At 36.5% G+C, this 21,468-nt stretch carries 12 protein-coding genes, 1 other RNA gene and 1 pseudogene; 1 reads left to right on the forward strand and 13 read right to left on the reverse strand.

Translation table 11 applies throughout. The annotated features are described in order from the left end of the window. Window positions 1–592 precede the first annotated feature (592 nt). The 6 genes and pseudogenes from ABFY81_RS06675 to ABFY81_RS06700 all read right to left on the reverse strand — a co-directional run bounded on the left by ABFY81_RS06675 (window position 593) and on the right by ABFY81_RS06700 (window position 11,582). Window positions 593–2,296, reverse strand: a complete 1,704-nt coding sequence (locus ABFY81_RS06675; RefSeq protein ID WP_347913376.1) for a LeoA/HP0731 family dynamin-like GTPase — start codon at window positions 2,294–2,296, stop codon at window positions 593–595. After that, a complete protein-coding gene (locus ABFY81_RS06680; protein WP_347913377.1) occupies window positions 2,297–4,672 on the reverse strand; it encodes a GTPase in 2,376 nt (791 codons plus the stop codon). A 179-nt stretch (window positions 4,673–4,851) separates the two neighbouring features. Next, window positions 4,852–4,980, reverse strand: a pseudogene (locus ABFY81_RS06685) (helix-turn-helix domain-containing protein); the annotation flags it as partial. A 143-nt stretch (window positions 4,981–5,123) separates the two neighbouring features. Then, on the reverse strand, window positions 5,124–7,127 hold the full coding sequence (locus tag ABFY81_RS06690) for a DUF262 domain-containing HNH endonuclease family protein (RefSeq protein WP_347913378.1): 2,004 nt from the start codon (window positions 7,125–7,127) through the stop codon (window positions 5,124–5,126). Beyond that, window positions 7,127–8,554, reverse strand: a complete 1,428-nt coding sequence (locus ABFY81_RS06695; RefSeq protein ID WP_130118758.1) for a DUF262 domain-containing protein — start codon at window positions 8,552–8,554, stop codon at window positions 7,127–7,129. Before ABFY81_RS06695 ends, ABFY81_RS06690 begins: the two co-directional genes overlap by 1 nt. Window positions 8,555–8,669: 115 nt before the next feature. After that, the gene (locus ABFY81_RS06700; RefSeq protein WP_347913379.1) at window positions 8,670–11,582 is read right to left on the reverse strand and encodes a type I restriction endonuclease subunit R; all 2,913 of its coding nucleotides are present in this window, start codon (window positions 11,580–11,582) and stop codon (window positions 8,670–8,672) included. A 101-nt stretch (window positions 11,583–11,683) separates the two neighbouring features. Here ABFY81_RS06700 and ABFY81_RS06705 point away from each other — a divergent pair, with 101 nt between their 5' ends. Further along, a complete protein-coding gene (locus ABFY81_RS06705; protein WP_347913380.1) occupies window positions 11,684–11,938 on the forward strand; it encodes a hypothetical protein in 255 nt (84 codons plus the stop codon). Window positions 11,939–12,069: 131 nt separating this feature from the next. Here the strand turns inward: ABFY81_RS06705 and ABFY81_RS06710 are convergent, their stop codons facing one another. From ABFY81_RS06710 to ABFY81_RS06740, 7 genes are all read right to left on the reverse strand, one after another. After that, the gene (locus tag ABFY81_RS06710) at window positions 12,070–12,531 is read right to left on the reverse strand and encodes a GIY-YIG nuclease family protein (protein ID WP_347913381.1); all 462 of its coding nucleotides are present in this window, start codon (window positions 12,529–12,531) and stop codon (window positions 12,070–12,072) included. Window positions 12,532–12,560: 29 nt separating this feature from the next. Beyond that, on the reverse strand, window positions 12,561–14,120 hold the full coding sequence (locus ABFY81_RS06715; protein WP_347913382.1) for a type I restriction-modification system subunit M: 1,560 nt from the start codon (window positions 14,118–14,120) through the stop codon (window positions 12,561–12,563). Window positions 14,121–14,173: 53 nt separating this feature from the next. Beyond that, a complete protein-coding gene (locus tag ABFY81_RS06720; protein WP_347913383.1) occupies window positions 14,174–15,352 on the reverse strand; it encodes a restriction endonuclease subunit S in 1,179 nt (392 codons plus the stop codon). Continuing rightward, a complete protein-coding gene (locus ABFY81_RS06725) occupies window positions 15,352–16,923 on the reverse strand; it encodes a type I restriction-modification system subunit M (RefSeq protein WP_347913384.1) in 1,572 nt (523 codons plus the stop codon). The genes ABFY81_RS06720 and ABFY81_RS06725 overlap by 1 nt, the downstream gene beginning before the upstream one ends. A 199-nt stretch (window positions 16,924–17,122) precedes the next feature. Continuing rightward, window positions 17,123–17,481, reverse strand: a transfer-messenger RNA (tmRNA) gene (gene ssrA, locus ABFY81_RS06730). Between the two features lie 167 nt (window positions 17,482–17,648). Continuing rightward, window positions 17,649–19,634 (reverse strand): gamma-glutamyltransferase, encoded by a 1,986-nt coding sequence (ggt, locus tag ABFY81_RS06735; RefSeq protein ID WP_347913385.1) that lies wholly within the window; start codon window positions 19,632–19,634, stop codon window positions 17,649–17,651. Between the two features lie 304 nt (window positions 19,635–19,938). Continuing rightward, entirely contained in the window at window positions 19,939–21,462 is a 1,524-nt protein-coding gene (locus ABFY81_RS06740; protein WP_004703256.1) for a DHA2 family efflux MFS transporter permease subunit, read from the reverse strand. Window positions 21,463–21,468 lie beyond the last annotated feature (6 nt).

The raw sequence follows: 21,468 nt of genomic DNA on the forward strand, positions 1-21,468 counted from the left end.
GTCTTCTAATGATGGACTCTAGTCCAATATAGTGGTCATCGCTCAGATGATTTAGAAAATCGTGTCAGCAAGAACTTGAGCTGTACGGGTGTTACTCATCGCCCAGATGATTTAATTATTTAAATCTTAAAAAGAAAAACCCCGAAACTTTCGTTTCAGTGCTTTTCACGAATTTTGGTGGAGATGGCGTCAATTGAACTCAAATTCTAAGATATTGATTTAGTTAACAATAAAGTCAATAACTTTTTACCTGTATCCACTTTTCACCCAAATAAGATTTAGTACATTGAATCACAAAATAGATTGTCAGAATTATCCTATTTGTAAGCTTTCTAACATTGTCTGCAACCCAAACTAACTTTTAAAATCATCCACCACACGTACGATACAATTTGGATAATGTTCAAAGAATATTTTACTTAAGGTACGACCCAACTTCCAAGACGATATTAAGCTGATTTTCTTGAATTGCATCTAAACAAGCATCCTAGTCAATCTCATGACTCAGACGTTTATATTCCAAATAAAGGATGAGTTGATGGTTTTTTATGTATTCTCAATCACATTAAAGACCATAATATAAATATGAAGTCTATAATATACTTCTAAACTCCCCATCAATAATCATTGCCTCTTTTCTCCAAGAGGCAAAAGACTTAGTCTTTGATTCATGATCTGTATGCATCAATTTTATCTCTTCAACTTTATCTTTGAGCTCTTTGTAAATAGGGAAGAATTGTTCAATAAATGCATCACTATCAATTAGCCCTAAGATCTCTCTTTGCTGGTTTTGTAAATTCGTTATTAAGCTATTTCTTGCTAGCTGAAATTCTTCTTGTTTCTTCGCTTGATTCCAAGTATCCCAAGCTTCTACTGCAATACCAATAAGAGGTAATGCAGTGTTAATATTGCTCGCTAGATTAACCGCTCCCCATGGTTGGAACTTTAATGCTTCTTTTAAATTCAGTCCAATGAGTTGCCCACCGGCAACAAGACCATCCCTTGCAGCTAAAATAGTTGTATTATCCAGCTTAATATTTTTCGCTAAATGATTAAGGCCTTTTTTAGTCAATGATCCCACGGCTGTGTCAATATTATCAATTTCCGCATTAAAGTTAACTGCTTGCGTATTTAATGCAATATTGATTTGATTTGTTTCATTTTGGAAATACTCATTAATATTACTTGAGATAACTGCCCCTTTATCTCCAATCTCTCTCGCTAAAAACTCGCCAATAGTCTCTAGACTAGTACCTTTAACCTGCATTACCAAATCTAGGAAATACCCATTAAAACTAGATTTTAAATTTGATCTTGCATGGGCAATTTTTTTTGAAATTACATTCAATGCACCAGTTTCTATTTCATAAATTTGATTAAGTTTCTCCATTTCCTTTGATAATTGGGATTGCCGCTCTTCAATTTCTGGTATTTTCTTAATCAAAATATCACTAATAATGGACTTTCTCGTTTCATCAATTAAACCAGTATAACCACCATTTTTTTTAACAATTTGACTAGTCGCATTTTGCAACAATTTGATATGCGACAATTGTTCAAATTCATCTAGATTTTTCATCCAATAATTAACACCTTCATCAAATGGATTTGCTGAAACTGCGACTATTTGTAAGTTATTGGTTTCATGAATAGAAAGAGATAAGATTGAAATTAATCTTTCTTTGACATTGTGCTCTTTAATTTTAAATTTATCTTGGTAATCTATTTCATCTTCTACATCTGCAACTTCGTCAAAACGACTCAGTACAAAGACTGTTCTTGGAAGTAAATTCAAATCTTTAAACAACCATTTCAAGTCCTCAATATGACTTTCTTTAATCGGATTTTTAGAGTTCATTACATAAAGAACAATATGTGCTTCACTCACATATTTTTTTGTAATATCTTTATATTTTTCAACATTTTGATCATCATTTTTCACTTTCTCTTTATAACCATATAACCCTGGTGTATCAATGAGTTGATACTCTTCATCAATGTTATAAATGTTAACGGCATTTGATGACTCAGAAGCACTAATATTCATAGTTGCTGGATCAATTTTACCTAACCATGCAGCAGCAATTGAAGTTTTACCTTCCGAAAATCCACCTATAAGTGCAATTTTAAGTTTATCACCCTTTAAAGTATTTAATGAGTTCTTTAATTTAGCTTTAATATCTATTGATACATCTAAACCAAATTCTTGACCTTGTATAATAAAGCCCTCTAATTTACTTAATAAATTTATTACTTTAGCTTGATTATCTTGATGATTTTTTAAAGTTTCAGACATTTATTTTACCTTGTAAGCACTGCTAATATTATTTGATAAAGTTTTAAACATTTTGATTGATTGCTGTATATCGTATACAAGCCCTGTAATTTGATCACTTGGTTCATTTAGCTTTTTCTTTAAATCCAATAATGAAGGCTCAATTTTCCCTTCGACCTCACTCAAATTTTCTCTAGCAACTTTTTTAAGTTCTTTCACAATATTTGATAAATTTTTATCAACATTTTTCTTTTGCTCTGACTTTTTAAAATCCGAATCAAAAAAGCTCCAAATCGCTTTTGCAAAACTAAATAATAATCCGGCAGCAGTTAAAGCGATCGCTGTCCACCCCGCTGGATTCCACCACATTACAGCACCTACACCAATACCAACACCAAGCAACCCCATTTTGTTAATGCCATTATTGATATCAAATTTCAATGGAACTTTGTTATTCAGACCTGTTACACCATCAGCTTTAAAGTTATTTTGAATACTAGCCAACCGTGAAGAGAGTTTCTGTAATTTTTGCTTTAAATTTTCATCAAAATTTGCAGTCTCAGTTTTAAAACCAACAACAAAGTCTTTACTCACTAATTCAAGATTGTTATCAATTTGTCTCTTCAAGATACCTTTAAACTCCTCATTACTAATATCACTTTCAATCCGCTTGTAAACTTCTTGACGAGTCTTGCGCTCAAAGTTTTGAATGATTTTTTTAATCATCGTTTTAAGACTTTGCATTAGATCCAAGTATTCACTATTGATTTCTTGTTTAGTAACCTCTACTTGGTTATCAATATTCAGTTTTAATGTACCAAATTCTTCATGAATATGATTTAACCTCTCTACTGTTTGCTTCAGGACATAGTTCACTTTATTGAAGTTACTTGCTTTAATTTTATAAGACACATCTCCAATAACTCTTTGAGTTAAATGCTCTTGAAACTTGCTAAGCCCTGATTTTTCCTTTAATTCATCACGATTCGAATTATTCAAAAATTTTATTTGATTACGATGTTTTTCACCGAATGGAACCAAACAATTAGCTACTGCGTAAAATGCTGCTAGCCCAGCTACTACAGTATAATCTTTGTAATTTTTATCTAATGTGCCTTTCATTAATATATTCAGATCATTTAAGGCACATCTTTCATCATCATTACTAATCAGTCCATTTTTTAATGATCTAGGTGATGTAACAGGCTTATTGTAAACTGTCCAAACCTCTGTCTGATCTGCCAAGTGAGTTTTTATCTTTTGAAGCGTACCTTCATTTGGCGCAGCATCTTTACTTGTAACATAGAAAACAGAATGTGCTTTTTTAACGGCTTTAGAAACTTCATTCTCAACTAATTTTTCATCGCCCTCAATTCCTGGCACATCAATTAATTTTACCTGTATGCCTTTAATATCAAATAAAAACTCTTTACTCTCTCGAGTAAAATCACTCCGGCCATCCCCCATAATTTGTCCATCTTCAAATGCTCTTAGCTTTTCTAAATTTTTTTCAAATTGATGTAACTTCTGTTCAAGTATTTTCTTTTCATTTTCTAATTGTAAAACAATTGAGCTTATTGTTTTTTTGGTTGCATCATATTCATCTTGTAGCGTTGCAAGATACACTTGTTTTGAAGCATATTCTTTTTCGTTCTTTTGCTTCAATAATTTCAATTCAGTATCTAATTGAGCTTTCTGTTTGATTAACTCTAGTTCAATTAAACCAATTTTTTTTTCTTCTTCGAATCGTTTAAAAATATAAACAATCTTTAACCACCATGGCATATTTTTCTTTTTATATTGAATAGAGTCTTTTAAAAAAAAGATCTGGCTATTAAAAGTTTCAAGTTTCTGTTCATTTAGTAAGGATTGATCAGATATCTGCTCTTCATGTTCGTGTTTAATAGCATTTAGCGTTTTCTGATAATCTTCTAATTTTTGATTATAGGTTTGCTCTATCTCTTTTAATTTTTGATTATTTTCCAAACTCTTCTGATCGATTTCATTTTTAGTTTTTTTTAACTTCTCATGTTCATTTTCATCTAATGAAAACTCTCTTTTAATATCATTAAATTTAGCTTGAATTTCGCTTTTTGTTTTTTCAGAAAATAAAAGACGTAATACCTCTATAAGCGTTGATTTACCAGCATTTGTTTCACCAAAAAATGCAATCGTAAAATAATCCCATTCAGAATTACTTTTAAGCTCATCCATCTTTTTTTCAATTTCTTTTTGTTGTAAATTCAAGATTTCCTTAGATTCATTGAACTTCTCACCCACCAATTGAGTATCTAAAACACCTTCATTCTTTATAATTTTTTCAATCAAATCTGATATTTTATCTTTCAAATCATCATAAATATTCTCAGGACGATTTAAATTAATATGACTACTCACTGTTTAACCCCTAACCAAATAATTTTAAATATATTTTCAAATTACATCCAAATATTCTTTTAAACTTATTTCCAAATCTTCATGCAAATTCTCAGAATTGATAATTTTTATATGTGGAATCCAAAATCCTATTAACCTAGATAAATGAGAGCATGTATATTTCCTGTACTGGCAAGTTATTTATAGCGATAGAAGGTATCTCTTGATACTTCCATCACTTTAACAGCTTTGGATGTATTCTGGAGTACTTCTGCTAAATTCAGCAGACCGACTTTGTGTTTGATGATTTGATTGTTAGTATGCCACATGAGAAGTTACCTTTATTGATTGAGATTCATACCTTTAATCGATAAAGGTAACTTCTTCATTTTCAAGCTCTGTTTCGGATTAAGTCTGAACTAATACAATTTAATACCCCTAAAAAGGTATAATACATTATAAAAACATGCCACTAAGAACATATTGTTCCATTTAAATCTTCTATTAGTAACTTTACCATTTCACACTGATGTTTTTCTATATTCTCGGTATTCCACTCAGATCCATTCTTCTCGACAACCTGCATCATCAATTCTAACTTCAAGCTAGTTGGTACTTTTGTATATTTCCTTAACCAATTAGCTTTTTGAATCGGCATGTCATTAGTTAAAGTAGAATTTTCACTCTGATTGACCAACCCTAAATTACCAAAACTATGTAACACTGATTCCTCAGATAAAGGTTTACCTACTTTTGGATTTTGCGGATAAAAGTGCTCAATCGAATCCTTGTAGCTAAAATAAAACTTAGCATGACTACCTTTTTCCTTCTTTAACAAAAGATAATCTAAATAGTTCAAACAGAAGTAAGGGATCTTCCCATAAGTAAACTGCGTTTTTATGTCTTCTGCAGTGACCTCAGTATTACGATCAAATTCGCAGCCATACATGAAACTTTCATAGTCTTGCTTTGTACCTAAGTACCGCTTCTTGATTAAAGTACGTGCCATATTTTCCACAAATTCAAAATAGGCAGTTAAACCAATTCCTTTGTCACTATGATCCATGAGCCAATATAAAATGCTCAACAACCAATTCTTACGTGCATGTGTCGGGTAGGAAACATGAAATGCAGATAGAAGCATCACAAGGTTTCTTTGACCACCTTCTAATGCTAATTCATTTTCCCCTTCCTGTTCAGATTGTGAAAAGGTATTTACGTAGCTCACATTACCAGAACTATAGTATTTAGGCTTCTTGAGTGACCAACCTTTGTACTGGGGACTATTCTCACGTTTGAGGACATACAGATCAAATAGATATCGTATTTTCAAAAGTAGGTAGATGAAGTCTTTTGCATGACTTGCATCTACAATCGTTTGTTTAAAGCTTTCTAATAAAGTTTTGTCATCAAGTGCAATCTTGCTAGCATCGCCATCTTTCAACTGCGATTTGACATATATTTTCAAAACCTGCATCAGGAAGTTGGGATAATCAATGATACTTGTAAAACGTGCACTCGACTCTTCATCTGTCTTCTCACTAACAGGAATAAGATTAAGCTTTAGAATTCCTTCCAAAGTGAGCTTATCTCCATATATGCTTGTGTCTTCAGAACTAACATCTTTCAATGGTATTTCGATAGGTAGGCATGACTTAAGGTGTTCATAGTCTTTGACACACCATTCATGATATGACCCGCCAAATATCTGCTTTCTCTGATCTGGACTAAAACCATAGGCAACATATTTGTACATATCCTGACATGCTGACCATACTTGATGAACAACATGACGATCTTTATTCTCAGCACTTAACAAACTCAGAAAATGAGCCTTAATAACTTCATGCGCTTCTAACTGTTCCCCACGGTTATTGAGTGCATCAAAATAATGCGTCACATCCGCAAGTTCTGGAATCATTGTACGTAAAATCACCACGTGATCCAGTAGATAGCCTGCAAACTTTTCAAGCTCATCTTCTTCTTGGACAATCTTGAGGCATTCTTCCTGAATAATGCGATAACCTCTGAGAATAGCGTGATCCCCATATTGTGCATTTAATCTATCTATTTCTTGTTCAATAGATTGATCACTCACAAACTTCCATAATGACTTTAAAAGAATTTCTGACTTTTCACGGCTTTCAAATTTTAAGCGTATGCAATTGAATTGACCTAGTTTTGGATTTTTAAGTTTAGACTTTAAGAATAAAGCCATGAGATTTAAGGTTGTAAAGCGTTGCTGTCCATCCAACACTTCAAAGTAATGCTCTTTTTTTGCGACCACCAAACTACCGATATAATAGTTTTCAAAACACATCTGTGACTTTAGATAATAATCATAAACATCCTGTATCAACGCTCGGATCTGTGGTCGTCCCCAAGCATAGTTTCGTTGATAAACAGGAATTTGGTAGTCAATATCTTCGCTCAATAGTTGCAAGATAGTATATGGCTTTGATTGCTCTGTAGACATTATTCCTGCTCCGCCATGCATTTCATTTCTTTGAATAGTTTTTCAACACCTATAGCTTTGCTTGTCTGGCTAACTTCAATATAGATATTCAAGGAAAAATTAAAGAAATCTTTTGGTCGTAGTGATTGATCCAAACGGCTAAAAAGATTTTGCCCTATCACATGGTTCTCAATACTAGACTCATAGATGCTGGATTGTTTAAGGCGTAAACTGTATGCCCAAATAAAGCCTATTTCCAAAGCACTCGAAAACTCCGCTTCACCAAAGCGATCATAGTAAGCCAACAAAAAAGCATTGAGTACTTTACGGACATAGCCATCACCTGTTCTTGTCCTACCTGAATAAACATAATCTTTAGGATTTTCAGGCAAGGCATCGCCATTGATGACTGTCCAAATTTTTTTCGACATTGCTGTTGTTAATAATGGAGCGACCCAATCATCATGTCTTAGTGAGTCAAGCAAACCTAAAGCTTTACTTTCATAATGGCTAAACCATTCAAAAAAACGTCGCCCATTAATCATGGTTTGGGTGATTTGAAATGGATAAGCTAAATTTAGGTTATCTACTCTGCGGAAGCGATCATTGTTGTACTCATCGACCATACTGTGCAAGATGCGATATGACTGGCTCAGTGGAAACTGATCTTCCTGATGCAATGACAAACCTTTAAAACCCTCCACCTGCTCTTTACCAAAGTGGAATGCCTTTCCCCCTTTCGTCCATTGTCTGATGGGATACAGGAAATGAGAAAATATTCGATGGACTTCCTTTTCATTCCTTTGCTCCCATTGCTGAACGGCTTTTGTTTTTAACTCTGCTTCTGATGGATCAAATTCTCGCAGATGGTATGCCTTCAACAAATCATGCGGATGTAAATCTAATCCTCTTGAGTTCTGTGAATCAAAGAACTGGAATGCTTCAGACAGCTTGCTTAGCTCAACAATCACAAACTCGCATTTACTTAGAAGAATTTCAATATATTCTTCTAATGACTTTGAGCGTGGCTTATCGATCAGCTTTTCAACCACATCATAATTTCGGCGTAAGTTTTCTTGGCTAATGCGACAAGCAGGAATTTCTAAACTAAATTCAGGCAGATCCAACTTATTGAATTGATCTTTTCTAGCTTGCAAAGCATGCCAAATTAAATAGAAAGTTAATGTCCGTTGCTGACCATCTACGATATCGCTTTTTACTTCCGCAGAGCCTTGGTGAAGAACAATTGTCCCTAGACGATACTTGTAACGATCATCGTCACGGTTCTTTGCAGTAATCCCTGCTACAAAATAATCCAGATCATCAAACAGTGTCCTGACATGCTTCTCTGTCCATTTATAAGGACGTTGATAATCTGGAATACTCAAATGCTGTTGGTACAGTTCTTTTAATGAAATTACTCTCGGAGCTAGCGTTGCGGTGGTCATTATTGTTCAGTATTCACTTCAGATGTTCATCATAGCGTGACAAGCACAGCCTTCGCCTGAGTAACTCCTCGGCTGATTTGAGCTGTCCCCGCATTCATTCTTTCGCAATTGCACCTTACAACTTCAAACTGTATCGGCTTAACAATTCAGAGGTCTTGCTATGTAGCTCTGCGAAATAACGATTACGCTTCAGCAACGGTGGTTTTTGAATGGGTAGTTCTTTAATTTCGTGAGGCAATGGAAGACGTTCAGTGAAATTAAAGTTATCCGCAACTTTATCAAACTCAGGCTTTTTCAATTGTTCAACACGACAGAAACCTTCATAGGCTTGCGCTCTTTCTGCATCCCAAAATGTTGAGAATGCCTGCTTCACCGTTTGCCCTGTGATCATCTTTGGTAATTGTTCATTGATGAATTTTTCGATCAGGTCTTTTTTGTTGTACATCTTGGCATCATTACTCAGCATATCTATCAACTCTTTTCTACGTTGATCCTTCTGCGCTTGATTAGATGCAGTCACAATCAGCCCAAGCAGTGCCATAATGTAATCTTGATTCACTCGGTCGTTATGCACCAGTTCGAGCTGGAAGTCGATATCATCTAAGACAGAAGCTTTATCTTTGCCCTCAGATGGTTGTTTGATACGATTATATAAGTCTTTATATTTCCCCTTATAATCTTCTAAATCTTGAGGACTGATTGGCGCTTTGTTTTTATCATACTCAGTAAACATATTTAGTAAGTTATTCAGGCGTAGAACTTCCCTAAAGGTTTCTACAAACTTCAACTGTTCAGCTTCAAGTTTTAAATCATCTACGTCCTGACAATTTGGAGTCAGTGTTTTCAACTGTGCTACAGCAGTTTCATACTGCTCTAAGAACACACTCATTTCAGGTATGGTTACACTACTGAATGGTTTCTTATCAGAAAACAAACGTAATGCCTTATCCGTTGCTTGCTTTAAGTTGCGATAACAAACTACGTTTCCAAATGGCTTTGAAGGTTTATAAACACGATTGGTACGTGAGAATGCCTGAATCAAACCATGATATTTTAAGTTTTTGTCTACATAGATCGTATTCAATGATTTTGAATCAAATCCTGTCAGGAACATGTTCACAACAAGAAGTAAATCTATCTGCTCATCTTTCTCATACTTGATGTTAAAAAATTTCACTCGCTTACCAAGATTTTGATAGTACTCATAGAAGCTATCTGTTGTATTGTAACTTGAACCATAGGTTTCATTGTATTGAGCAATATACTTGTCGAGTTTTGCCTTTCTTGACTCATCTACAATATTTGGGGCATCCACTGGTTCTTCAGCAATCATACCTGCTTCTATTTCGTCTGCTGTATTTTGCTGATCCTGTTCTTCTACACCGAATGAGAAAATTGTTCGCACTGAAATTGGTTGGAAATAGGTCTTGTTTCTTTCTGCGTCCTCTACCATTTCAGCTTGGACTTTTTCAAACAGTTCGTAGTATTGGATAAGATTTTCAACCGAACTCACACAGAACATGGCACAAAACTCTCTGTTCCGAGTTTTTTTATCGTGGATACTCAATATATGACGAACAATTTTTTCCAAACGTTCAGGGTTGTCGTATAACTCTTTACTATCAATTTCCTCAACTTTTTCATTACTATCAGTTTCACCTGTGGCGCTATATTTCCCCCAATAGTCAATTTGAAAAGGTAGTACATTACGATCGGTAATGGCATCCACAATGAGATATTCATGCAAGCGTTTAGGAAATAAAAATTCAGTCGTAAATTTCTCTCCTGATTTCTTTAAACCATTTTCATCAAAAATTGGTGTACCAGTGAAACCAAACATTTGTGCATTTTTAAAGAAGCGTTTGATGTTCTGATGTGTTTCACCAAACTGACTACGGTGACATTCATCAAAAATAAAAATAACTTTTTCTTTTTGCAGATCAGCCATCTCCTTTTGATGGCGGTCTTTGGTAATCGCATTATTCAGCTTTTGAATGGTAGTTAAGACTAGACGATTATCTAAGGAGCGTAATTGCTTAATGAGGTTGGCAGTGTTGTTCGTACTATCCACCGAACCTTCTCTATACGCATTAAATTCAGTGTAGGTTTGCTCATCTAAATCTTTACGGTCAACGACAAAAATTACGCGACGAATCTCAGGATTCTTAATCAGTAACTGACTTGCCTTAAACGAGGTTAAGGTTTTCCCTGAGCCTGTGGTATGCCAAATATAAGCATTTTCCTTAGATATTTTTACATGCTCAACCATGCGTTCGATGGCATAAATTTGATACGGACGCAGGATCATTAAGAATTGATCTGAGTGATGTAACACAATGTACTGAGACAACATCTTAAATGCGTGTTTCGGATTCAAAAAGACATTAGTAAATTCAGTAAGATCGTTGATATTTTTATTATTTTCATCTGCCCATGGAAAAGTAAATTCTATGTTTTTGGTGCCATTGGCATAGTACAAACAGTTGACACCATTACTAATCACAAAAAACTGGATATAACCAAATAAACCGTCACCTGCTTTATAGGCTGATTTTGCATAATCAATAGTTTGCTTAAATGCTTGTTGAATTTCTACTCCACGTCGTTTTAACTCAACTTGTATAAGAGGAAATCCATTCACCAATAAAGTGACATCAAAACGACTCGTTTTACCATTCAAGGCAGAATGGTCAGATACGATTTGATTAGAAACTTGATAGGTATTATCGGTTGCGTTTTCACCAAAAAAAGATAGATGCTTGACCGTACCATCATCGAATTTTAGTGGGAAACGATCACGTAATAATTGTGCTTTACCAAAAATAGATGTTTCTTTTGTAAGGTAATGCCAAACCTGTTTCCACTCTTGTTCTGAGAAAGCATGATGGATTTGATTGAGTTTCTGGATTTGCAGTTTTAAGTTATCGACTAATGCTTTTTCTGTTCGTAATAACACTCTTTCATAGCCTAACCCTTCAAGCTGTTGAATAAAGTTATTTTCCAACTCAAGTTCTACTTGTGTACCCACGCTTCCATCTCTTCTTTGGTCTTTATAATGTAATGATTTACATCATTTTAAAGTGTTAAAATAGCACTAATACCACGCATTTCATATACAGCGAAAGGTCTATGGCAATTTTTGATGAAAAATTTAGTGATTCATTTTATTTTCTAACTTCTGATGGAGAAAAACTATTTCCTGTCATGCAAGAAAATAAAAAGACTAAAGAGTTATATTTTAGAATTGGAACTAGCGGTTCAGCTCGTATTTTAAATGATCCCGACCCCAAAAAGTGTGATTTGGAAGTAAGTGAGGTGGAGATGTTTGAAGCTGTTATAAATCAAGGTTTCTTTACACGAATAAAACTCGTAAAAGGTAAGTAAAAGCCTCAGTACAATTATCGCTATAAAAAAAGTTGAGATGTAAAAGAGCTAGTGATTCACCCCGACTGGTTACATCTAAAAAGGTAAATTAAAATTTCACTACATGCGATAATCATGCAGTGATAAGCTATTCAAACTTTACTAGAAAATACAGGTATCTCTTCATCAATAATACTTAACGCATTTCCTTTGGAAATAATATAATCATATTGATCTTTCATTAGCTTACGATTAAGTAAAGGATGCTTTTCATCATCTAACTGATTAATTAATCCTTTTTCAGCTTGAGCTAAAGCTCTTGCTAAATCTGAACGACTTTTGACTTCAGCAAAGATTAACTTTTTTTGGCCTTTTGGTGTCTCTACTAATCTATCTATTAATTTCATACTGTCAAAATGAGCTTTCATACGAGTACGAATATTTTCTGACTTTCCAACATAAAGAGCCTCTTGATAATTGCCATATTCTCTATAAAAAATATAGACTCCTGAGATTTCAGGAAGTAATGAAAAATCAAAGTTCTTAACATTGTCTTTTAATGTACTTGAACTACCTAGCTCTATTGGTTCATACCAATCTAATTCAATTTTCATTTTACTTTCCCCCTTTTTATATTTAACAATCAAATTTTAAAAGGATAACGAATACTTAACTCATCGCAATACTTTCTAATATCTAAATCAATCTGCTCTAGCGTTTCATCAATCTGCTCTAACTTTAATGCAGTATCATCGATATCAACTTCAGGTTCAGGTTCAAACAAGTCGATATAGCGTGGAATATTCAGATTGTAGCCATGCTCTACAATTTTTGAGCGCTCCACATATTCCGAAATTTTAGGTCTGGTTACTTTTGTTTTATAAATTTCTGTAATTTCTGCAATTTGTTCTGGCGAAATAATATTGAATGCTTTCTGCTTTTCATAAAAGTCTTTGGCATTAATAAAGAGGACTTTATCATCCGCTTGTCTATTTTTCTTTAAGACTAACATGGCGACTTCTGTATCTATCACAGGGGATAGATCTTTCGCCAAGCCAATCACTGCATCAATACAATTCAGGCGTTCAAGCAAAAATTTACGAATAGTCCTTTCAGAATCACCTCTAAATAGAACCCCATGAGGAATCAGCACAACTGCTATTCCCTCATCCTCTAAGGAATAAACGATGTGTTGTATGAAAGCAAAGTCTGCTTTTGACTTAGGTGCAAGTTTTCCATAATTTGAAAATCTTGGATCACTCTTTTTAGCATCATTATTATTCCAACTTTGAGAAAACTTTGGATTACAAATTATGACGTCAAATTTTATATCAAGATGTTTTGGCTTTTCTAAAGTATTGTCACTTTCTAATTTTAATTTTGAATAGTGATAGCCATTGATCAGAAAATTCATTCGAGCAGTTTTAAAGTTGCCATCGATCAGATCTTGCCCGTAGATTTGATCGACAAACTCTAGTGTCTGATCCGTCTTAATCAGTAATGAGCCTGAGCCAAATGTAGGATCGTAGAGTGTACGAACTCGGCTTTTTTCAGTATGAATAATACTTGCCATCAAAGCTGATACATGAGCTGGTGTATAGAAATCACCTTTCTTTTTCCCCAAACTCATTGCCATAAATTCAATTAAACTAAAGAAAGCCCCCCCTAAAATTTTAGGTTCATCTTTAGAGTAGAGTTTAATTGCATTCAATTCTACCAACATGGAACCTAATGTCTGATTTCTAGCACTAGCTGAACTACCAAGTAATACACTTGTAGTATCAATGTCACCTAACAGCCCATCAAAGACACCTTGCGACTGATCTATTAGGTTTTGTTGAAAATGGAGAATTGCTTTATCAAACTCTTCCAAAAAGTAATATTTATTATTGATGCTAAAAGCCTGAGCAAATGAACCAATCAAGTGTTTGGGTGCAATAAAATACCCTAAAGAGTCTTGTCCTTCTTCCTTTATAGCAGTCATCAGGTCATCATGCTGATGCTCATCTAAAGCCCAGTACTCGATTTCACCCTCTAAGTTTTCATTTGCAAATTGCTCAAATTTATCTGATAAAAATTTGTAAAAAATCAGACTTAAAGCCAAATTTTTATACTGAGTAATATCTTTGCTGCCAAAGTGCTTCTGAAGCCAATCCAACAAATTTTGGCTTAAATCCTTAGTTTTTTGTTCTATATTATTCATAATGATATCACAATAAAAAAGCAGTATTGAGTGAATTCAATACTGCTTTTAACTTATACAAACATCTGCTGTAACAAACCTTTTTTCCACTGTTTTGTTTCTTCTATCTGCTGTGCAACCTTTCTTATTTTTTGATCGATGACTGATAAGAAATTAGCAATTTTGGTTTGTTCTTCTAGACAAGGAACAGGCACCTCTAGCTTCGAGTATTCAGAAATCCATCGACGCTTATGCTCATCACCTAATGAAAGAAATAACGTTGAAAATGTAGAGTAAAGATAAAAAATATTATTTTTACGTGGATCAGTTTTAAGGATCTTCATTGCAGAGGATTTGACTTTGAAATTGAAATTCACGAACTTATAGGCTGTTGTAAAATCATCAAAAATAATTACATTTTGACTTTCAGCATTAAAAATACCGTGCTCTTCATTTGTGTATCCCAAAATGAAAGTTTTTCCTGCTGTTAGTACAGGTATTGGAAAAGAATTATCATAATTCGTAGACGAAACAATATATTTTGTCGGCTGTTCATAATCTAACAACAAGTCTAATTCTTTATATTCCCACTCCCCAAACTCACTTCCATCATCTGTTTTAAAACGAATCTGCTGACTAAACAGCTTTTGCATCATGCCCTGTTTATATTGGCTAAGAAGCTCATGCTTTTGCGTAAGTTGAGTAATCTTTTTATCGACTACCGATAAAAAAGAAGCGATTTTGGTTTGTTCTTCTTTGAAAGGTAAATAAGCAGAAACTTTATTTAAAGAATCTTGACCAATATTAAAGCGAGTACTTCCCCCACTTAATTGAGTAATCTGATCTCGTAAAGAATCTGTTTTTAATAACCCATTCATAAATACAGGATTGTATTCTTTTTGAGCCGCCCCCCTAATAACAAATCCACCAAAGACAACAGGCTCATCACTTAAATAAACATTAGACTGCCCAACTTCTTCACGAGTTTCAGAACTTCTTTGAAATAATACATCACCGTATTGAACTAAATTTTTATCAATTTCCTTTGATGTAATATTTACAGACCCAATAATTGAATCGTAAGTAATGCCATTCGGGTTGTTGATAATATCTAGAACATTGATGAATTTAATCCCAGAACCATACTGCTCTTTTGTTGCATTCACTCCATTTTTAAAAGTGAATAATTCCTGAAAAGAAGTTAAAGACCAATCACCATTAAATTCTTTAAACCTTAACTTAGGCCTAGCCATTATTTCACCTCCACAAATGGCGAATCAATCCCAAGTTCTTTACAAAAGTCCGTAATCACAGCCTCAGTCTTATGACTTTCTACTTCTAAGGCTTGAAGTTGTTTCGCAATCGCATTTAAATTAATCTCAGCTTCTGCTTCAAAGGTATCCACATAACGTGGAATATTTAGGTTGTAATCGTTGTCTCGAATCTCTTGAATTGAAGCAACCTTGGCATATTTCTCAATATCCTGACGGTTTTCAAATGCACCCAAAATATTGTCTAAATGCTCAGGCAATAACTTGTTTTGATTCTTCTGTTTTTCAAACTCATTGCTCGCATCAATAAATAAGATATTGTCTTTATGCTCACGGTTTTTCTTCAGCACCAATATACAAGTTGGGATGGTTGTACCGTAGAAAATATTGGCAGGTAAACCAATAATCGCATCCACCACATTCATCTTTTCAATCAAATGTTGACGGATATGCCCTTCACTCGAACCACGGAACAACACCCCATGCGGTAAAACAATCGCAAGTGTGCCTTCGTCATCAAGGTGATAAAGCATGTGCTGAACGAATGCCATATCTGCTTTTGAACTTGGTGCGAGCTTACCAAAAGACTTAAAACGCTCATCACTTAAAAATAACGGATCGGCAGACCATTTTGCAGAAAACGGCGGGTTAGCCACAATCGCATCGAACTTCATCTCCATATGCTGTGGTTTTTTTAAAGTATCTTCCTGCTTAATGTCAAACTTAGAAAAATGAACATCATGCAGAATCATGTTCATTCGCGCCAAGTTATACGTGGTACGGTTCATTTCCTGACCGTAGATGGCATCGACGTTATTTCCAACTTCACGCTTAACACGCAATAACAAAGAGCCCGAACCACAAGTCGGATCATATACGCTACGCAAACGGTCTTTGCCTAGCGTCACAATACGTGCAAGTAAAGTCGATACCGTTTGTGGTGTATAGAACTCACCTGCCTTCTTACCTGCTCCTGATGCAAATTGACCAATCAAGTACTCGTACGCATCACCCAGTACATCAGCTTCAGTATTCGAGATATCAAAATCAATCGCATCTAAATGTATTAACACTTTAGAAATCAATTCATTTCGATCAGTCGCATTGTTGCCTAGCTTAGTCGAAGTTAAATCCATATCCTCAAACAAATGTGCAAAATCTTCTGATGACTCAGCATCTAGCGTGCTTTGTTCGATCGCTTTTAAAGTCTGAATCAGTTCATCCAAAATAAACTCATTATTTCTAACACGGTCTGCGAGCGTATGGAACAACTGAGTTGGCTCTAAGAAGAAACCCATGTTTTCAAGACTTTCCTGTTTGAGTGCTTCCAAAAATTCTTGATGCTCTTCATTCTCAGCATCTAGATCACTAAACTGTAAGCCTTCTTCTTTTAGCTCTTGGTTGGCACTGTTTAGTACTTTTTCAGATAGATATTTATAGAAGATTAAACCCAAAATATAGTCACGAAATTCATCTGCACCCATCTTACCGCGAAGGTCATTAGCGATGTTCCATAGTCGTTTTTGCAGTTCTTGGAGCTGTACTTGATTCATGTTAAAAAGCAACCAAAATCATCATTTTAGAATGGAGCTTACTTTGGCATATTTATTCTTTTTTTTTAAGTAGAATTTTATCAGAACACTACAATAACGACATAAATTGACGTTTCAAATCTTTTTAAAACTTAATAAAATCAAAACCTGTCAATAAAAAAGCCACTTATGATAAGTGGCTTAATTATATAGAGAATTTTGGTGGAGATGGCGGGAGTTGAACCCGCGTCCGCCAGCATTACGCTCGAGAATACTACATGCTTAGATATCGTCTATTGTTTTAACACCAAGTGACCCGACGAACAGGGTACAAGTTGCGATCCTCTAAGTTTGGTATAAAGCCCCGAGGCCTGACTCTATACGGACTTGTGTGCGTGCGCTACGGTCGGGTTCCTAAACCACAAGTATTCTAGGAAGCGGACAAACTGCCCTTAGGCAGCTAGAGCGTAAGTTTCGTCGTTTGCGACTAAAATATGCAAATTTGATTTACGAGAGAAAATGCACTCTCGGCATGCATCTATGAGTTTCATCACCAGCGTCGAAGCCAATAACATCCCCATGAATGTCTGAACATCATAGCACAACTAAAATAAAATGCTGTGCAATTTATCAACAGTCTGCTACTGATGAACATATTTATATAATTGAGTGTCTTTTGTTTTTTTCAAAGGCCACATAAAAAAGCTGCCAAAAATGACAGTTTTTTTAAAGTTTGGACTACAGGCTTATAAAGCACCATTGCCTAAAACAATTCCTTCACGGCGTGGGTCTACCCCACCTGCGTATTTGCTTTGATTATTTATATTTACTTTCATAATCGTTGAAATACCACTGGTTTGCGCCGAGTTCGATATGCCATGCCCTTTTGCTTTTAAACCTTCAATCAGGTCAACTAAGGAAAGCTGTACATTCGAGCTATCCACATTGGTGTTTTTGCTATTAGTCGCACCAAAATTCACAAGTGAAGTCGCCTGCTGTGCATTTAAGTTCCAGTCCAACGCACCCACCAAAGTTTTAACCACATATTGAATGATGGTACCGCCACCTGGTGAACCTGTTGCCATATAAAACTCATCTGGCGTGGTGCCTTTAAACACTAAAGTTGGCGCCATAGTACTGCGTGGGCGTTTGCCACCTTCCACACGGTTGGCAACCAGTGCTCCCGTGCTATCTAGCGGGTTCGCACTAAAGTCAGTTAACTGGTTCGACAGCAAGAAACCATCCACCATGTGGAATGAACCCATGCTCGATTCAACAGTCGATGTCATTGAAACCACATTGCCATAGGCATCTACAATGGTGAACTGAGTCGTGCCATGTTCAACTGTGGTGTCGACACCCGAAGCTGGATTGAAATTACCCGCTGGTGCAACGCCCATACTTTGGTTCGGGTTAATTAGTGCTGCACGTTGCTTCAAGTAATTTTTATCAATAAAGCTTGCAATACCCTGTGCTGGTAAAGCAACAAAGTCGGTATCTGCCACATATTTATCACGGTCGGCGTAGGCTAAACGTTCTGCCTCAGACACTAAATGCACGCCCATTACATCTGGCACACCACCTTCATTTTCAGGGTTTTTAGGTGGGTAAAGCGACATATCAAAGTTTTCTAAAATACCTAGCGTTTGCGCAACTGCAATCCCTCCCGAAGATGGAGGCGGCATGGTACACACATAGTAACGGTCACGATATGTCGTACAAATCGGGTCGCGTTTTTTAACCTGATAGTTCGACAAATCCTGCAAGGTCATTAAGCTTGGGGTAATTGGAGTTCTTGCTGGGTCATCCCCTACGGTTTGCCCTGCTTTCGCCACAATGGCTTGCGCAATCGGGCCAGTGTGCAGTGCATTTGCCCCTTGCGTGGCGAGAGCTTCAAGCGTTTTTGCATAGGCTTTATTAGTCATGGTTTCACCCACTTTACGAGGTGAACCATCTGGGTAGAAATAGGTCGCCATTGCATTTGCATCAAGCGCTAAGCTGCTAGCATTACTTGTAATCGCATCTGCTAAACGCCCCGGAATACGGAAACCGTTGTCAGCCAATCCAATCGCTTCATCAAAAAGCTGGTTCCACTTAAGTTTGCCATGTTCCTGTTGCGCTTGTTCGAGCAAACGCATCACGCCCGGCACACCAATCGAGCGACCACTACGGCGCGCATTTGGTACAGGTGCAGGTGAATTTGGGTCATCCATATTTTGGCGGATTAAATAAAATTCGTTGGCTGCGGCTGGCGCGGTTTCACGGCCATCATAAGCCGTAACCTGTTTGGTTTTAGCGTCGTAATACATCATAAAACCACTGCCAGCAATGGTGCTCGACTGTGGTTCGACCAAACCAAGTACTGCTTGTACCGCTACGGCTGCATCAACTGCACTACCACCTGCTCTTAAAACATCACAACCTGCTTTTACCGCGAGTGGTGTATTTGCCACCACCATATATTTATCTGCGTATTTAACAGTGTTACCGAGTCTATAACCCGACGCACCCTCTGGCGCGGCTGGGTCACCATTTTGGTTTGAACCGACCACCACGCTTGAACCATCTTGTGCCAGTTTGCTACAACTGGTTGGGTCATTATCTACAATTAAATTGGGTGGGGTTGTATGTGAATCATCCTTAGGCTGATCTGACGAGGAGTCATCTCCACATCCTTGTAATAAACCGACTGCTAATAAACTACTGAACAAAAATGAATATCTTTTATTCACGTGATAACTCCAATATATACGCCTGCCTATCCATGCAATTGCCATGCAAGCTTCTTTGTTTTCAGGTATTAAGTTTTTTTAATCTTTGATAAAAATAAGATTTTAATAATATTAAATGATTAAGGCTATTTACGCTGTGCCCTGTGTTGTGCCTCCTTGCTTGATATCACATTCTTTTATAACTGATTTGCCCAATTCTGGCATGTTTTATTTCTTTAAATGTAGACGCAATCTGCTATTTATAAATTCACTCATTTTTTAGTAAGCCTAAAAAAAGCACCTCCGAAGAGATGCTTTTTTATGTTTAATGAGAAGGCATGCCGCTGACCTGTTTGGGTTTTGGACACAGCCAAATCACTAATCCCGCAAAGACAAACACGATCGCAAACAGCAAAAATACATGGTTTGCCGACATGGTAATGGCTTCTTTATCGACAAGGTTAGAAATAATTCCTAAGGTCGAATCAGTCGTAAAACCATTTTGCAAAAGGTTGTTTTGTACTTCAGTTGGGTTCAGGTTTGATACCATTTCACTACGGGCCACTTTAGCGTGGTCGTCCCAGACTGTCACTGCAATTGAAGCACCAATCGCCCCTGCCATGGTTCTTAAGAAGTTCATGAGACCCGCAGCAGATGCAATTTCTTGCTGCAACACTGAACCCAGTGCAATGTTGGACAGTGGAATAAAGAAGAACGGTACAGCAAAACCTTGCAGGATTTGTGGCCAAGCCAGTGACATAAAGTCGGCATCTGTGGTCCAGAATGCTCGCATTAAGGTCACTATACCGAGCAAAATTAAACCGAAACTTGCAAGTGCACGTGGGTCATGTTTGGTCGAAAGCTTTGCCACAATTGGTGACATGGTCAAACTACCAAAGCCCATGGTTGCGGTTAAATAACCGGCCCACGTCGCAGTATAGGAAAGGTTCATTTGCAGCCACTGCGGTATCAATACAATACTGCCAAAGAACGCACCAAAGCCGAGTGACAAGGCCAGTACCGATATGGCAAAGCCCCTATGCCTAAAGACTTTGACATCCACCACGGGGTGCTTGTCGGTGAGTTCCCATATCAGGAACACCACAAAGCCAATGGCGGCAGTTAAGCCTAACACCACAATGCTGGTACTATTAAACCAGTCGCGTTCGTGCCCCAAGTCGAGCATGAGTTGTAGCGCACCAATCCAAAGTACCAACAGTCCTAAACCAACCGTATCAATTTTTAAAGAAATGGTTTCTGTTTCGGCTACTCTTAACAAGCGCATTGCTGCTAATACACAGACAATACCGACAGGTAAGTTAATAAAGAAGATCCAATGCCAAGACAAGTTGTCACTAATCAGACCGCCTAAAATTGGTCCTAAAATTGGCCCCACGACGGTAGTCATTGCCCATAGCCCCATGGCCTGTGCATGTTTTTCCTGAGGAAAAATACGCATAAGCAAGGTTTGACTGAGTGGCATAAGTGGACCGCCGCACAGACCTTGTCCAATACGGAAAAATACCAACATCTCTAGCGATGTTGCCAAACCGCACAGGAAAGAAAAGACTGTAAAGCCAATTAAACCAAATATAAAGACCCGTACCGTTCCAAAGCGGCCTGCAAGCCAGCCTGTTAAAGGTACACAAATCGCTTCTGCAACTGCATAGGACGTAACAACCCATGTCCCTTGTGTACTTGAAACAGCAAGATTACCGGTAATATGTGGTACAGAGACGTTGGCAATAGTCGTATCAAGTACGACCATAAAGTTCGACAAGGCAATAACAAACGCTGCCAGTAGTAAACGGCCACCGCTTAACTCGGCAAAAGGTGTTTGCGTTTTCATAAGCGT

The organism is Acinetobacter sp. WA-87 (assembly GCF_039938935.1).
GTDB lineage: Bacteria > Pseudomonadota > Gammaproteobacteria > Pseudomonadales > Moraxellaceae > Acinetobacter > Acinetobacter seifertii.

What these genes read in the sequence shown, in the direction of transcription:
- ABFY81_RS06725 (WP_347913384.1), bottom strand. Translation starts at nt 16,923, where the DNA reads ATGAATCAAGTACAGCTCCAAGAACTGCAAAAACGACTATGGAACATC.
- ABFY81_RS06720 (WP_347913383.1), bottom strand. Translation starts at nt 15,352, where the DNA reads ATGGCTAGGCCTAAGTTAAGGTTTAAAGAATTTAATGGTGATTGGTCT.
- ABFY81_RS06675 (WP_347913376.1), bottom strand. Translation starts at nt 2,296, where the DNA reads ATGTCTGAAACTTTAAAAAATCATCAAGATAATCAAGCTAAAGTAATA.
- ABFY81_RS06710 (WP_347913381.1), bottom strand. Translation starts at nt 12,531, where the DNA reads ATGAAAATTGAATTAGATTGGTATGAACCAATAGAGCTAGGTAGTTCA.
- ABFY81_RS06705 (WP_347913380.1), top strand. Translation starts at nt 11,684, where the DNA reads ATGGCAATTTTTGATGAAAAATTTAGTGATTCATTTTATTTTCTAACT.
- ABFY81_RS06690 (WP_347913378.1), bottom strand. Translation starts at nt 7,127, where the DNA reads ATGTCTACAGAGCAATCAAAGCCATATACTATCTTGCAACTATTGAGC.
- ABFY81_RS06740 (WP_004703256.1), bottom strand. Translation starts at nt 21,462, where the DNA reads ATGAAAACGCAAACACCTTTTGCCGAGTTAAGCGGTGGCCGTTTACTA.
- ABFY81_RS06695 (WP_130118758.1), bottom strand. Translation starts at nt 8,554, where the DNA reads ATGACCACCGCAACGCTAGCTCCGAGAGTAATTTCATTAAAAGAACTG.
- ABFY81_RS06715 (WP_347913382.1), bottom strand. Translation starts at nt 14,120, where the DNA reads ATGAATAATATAGAACAAAAAACTAAGGATTTAAGCCAAAATTTGTTG.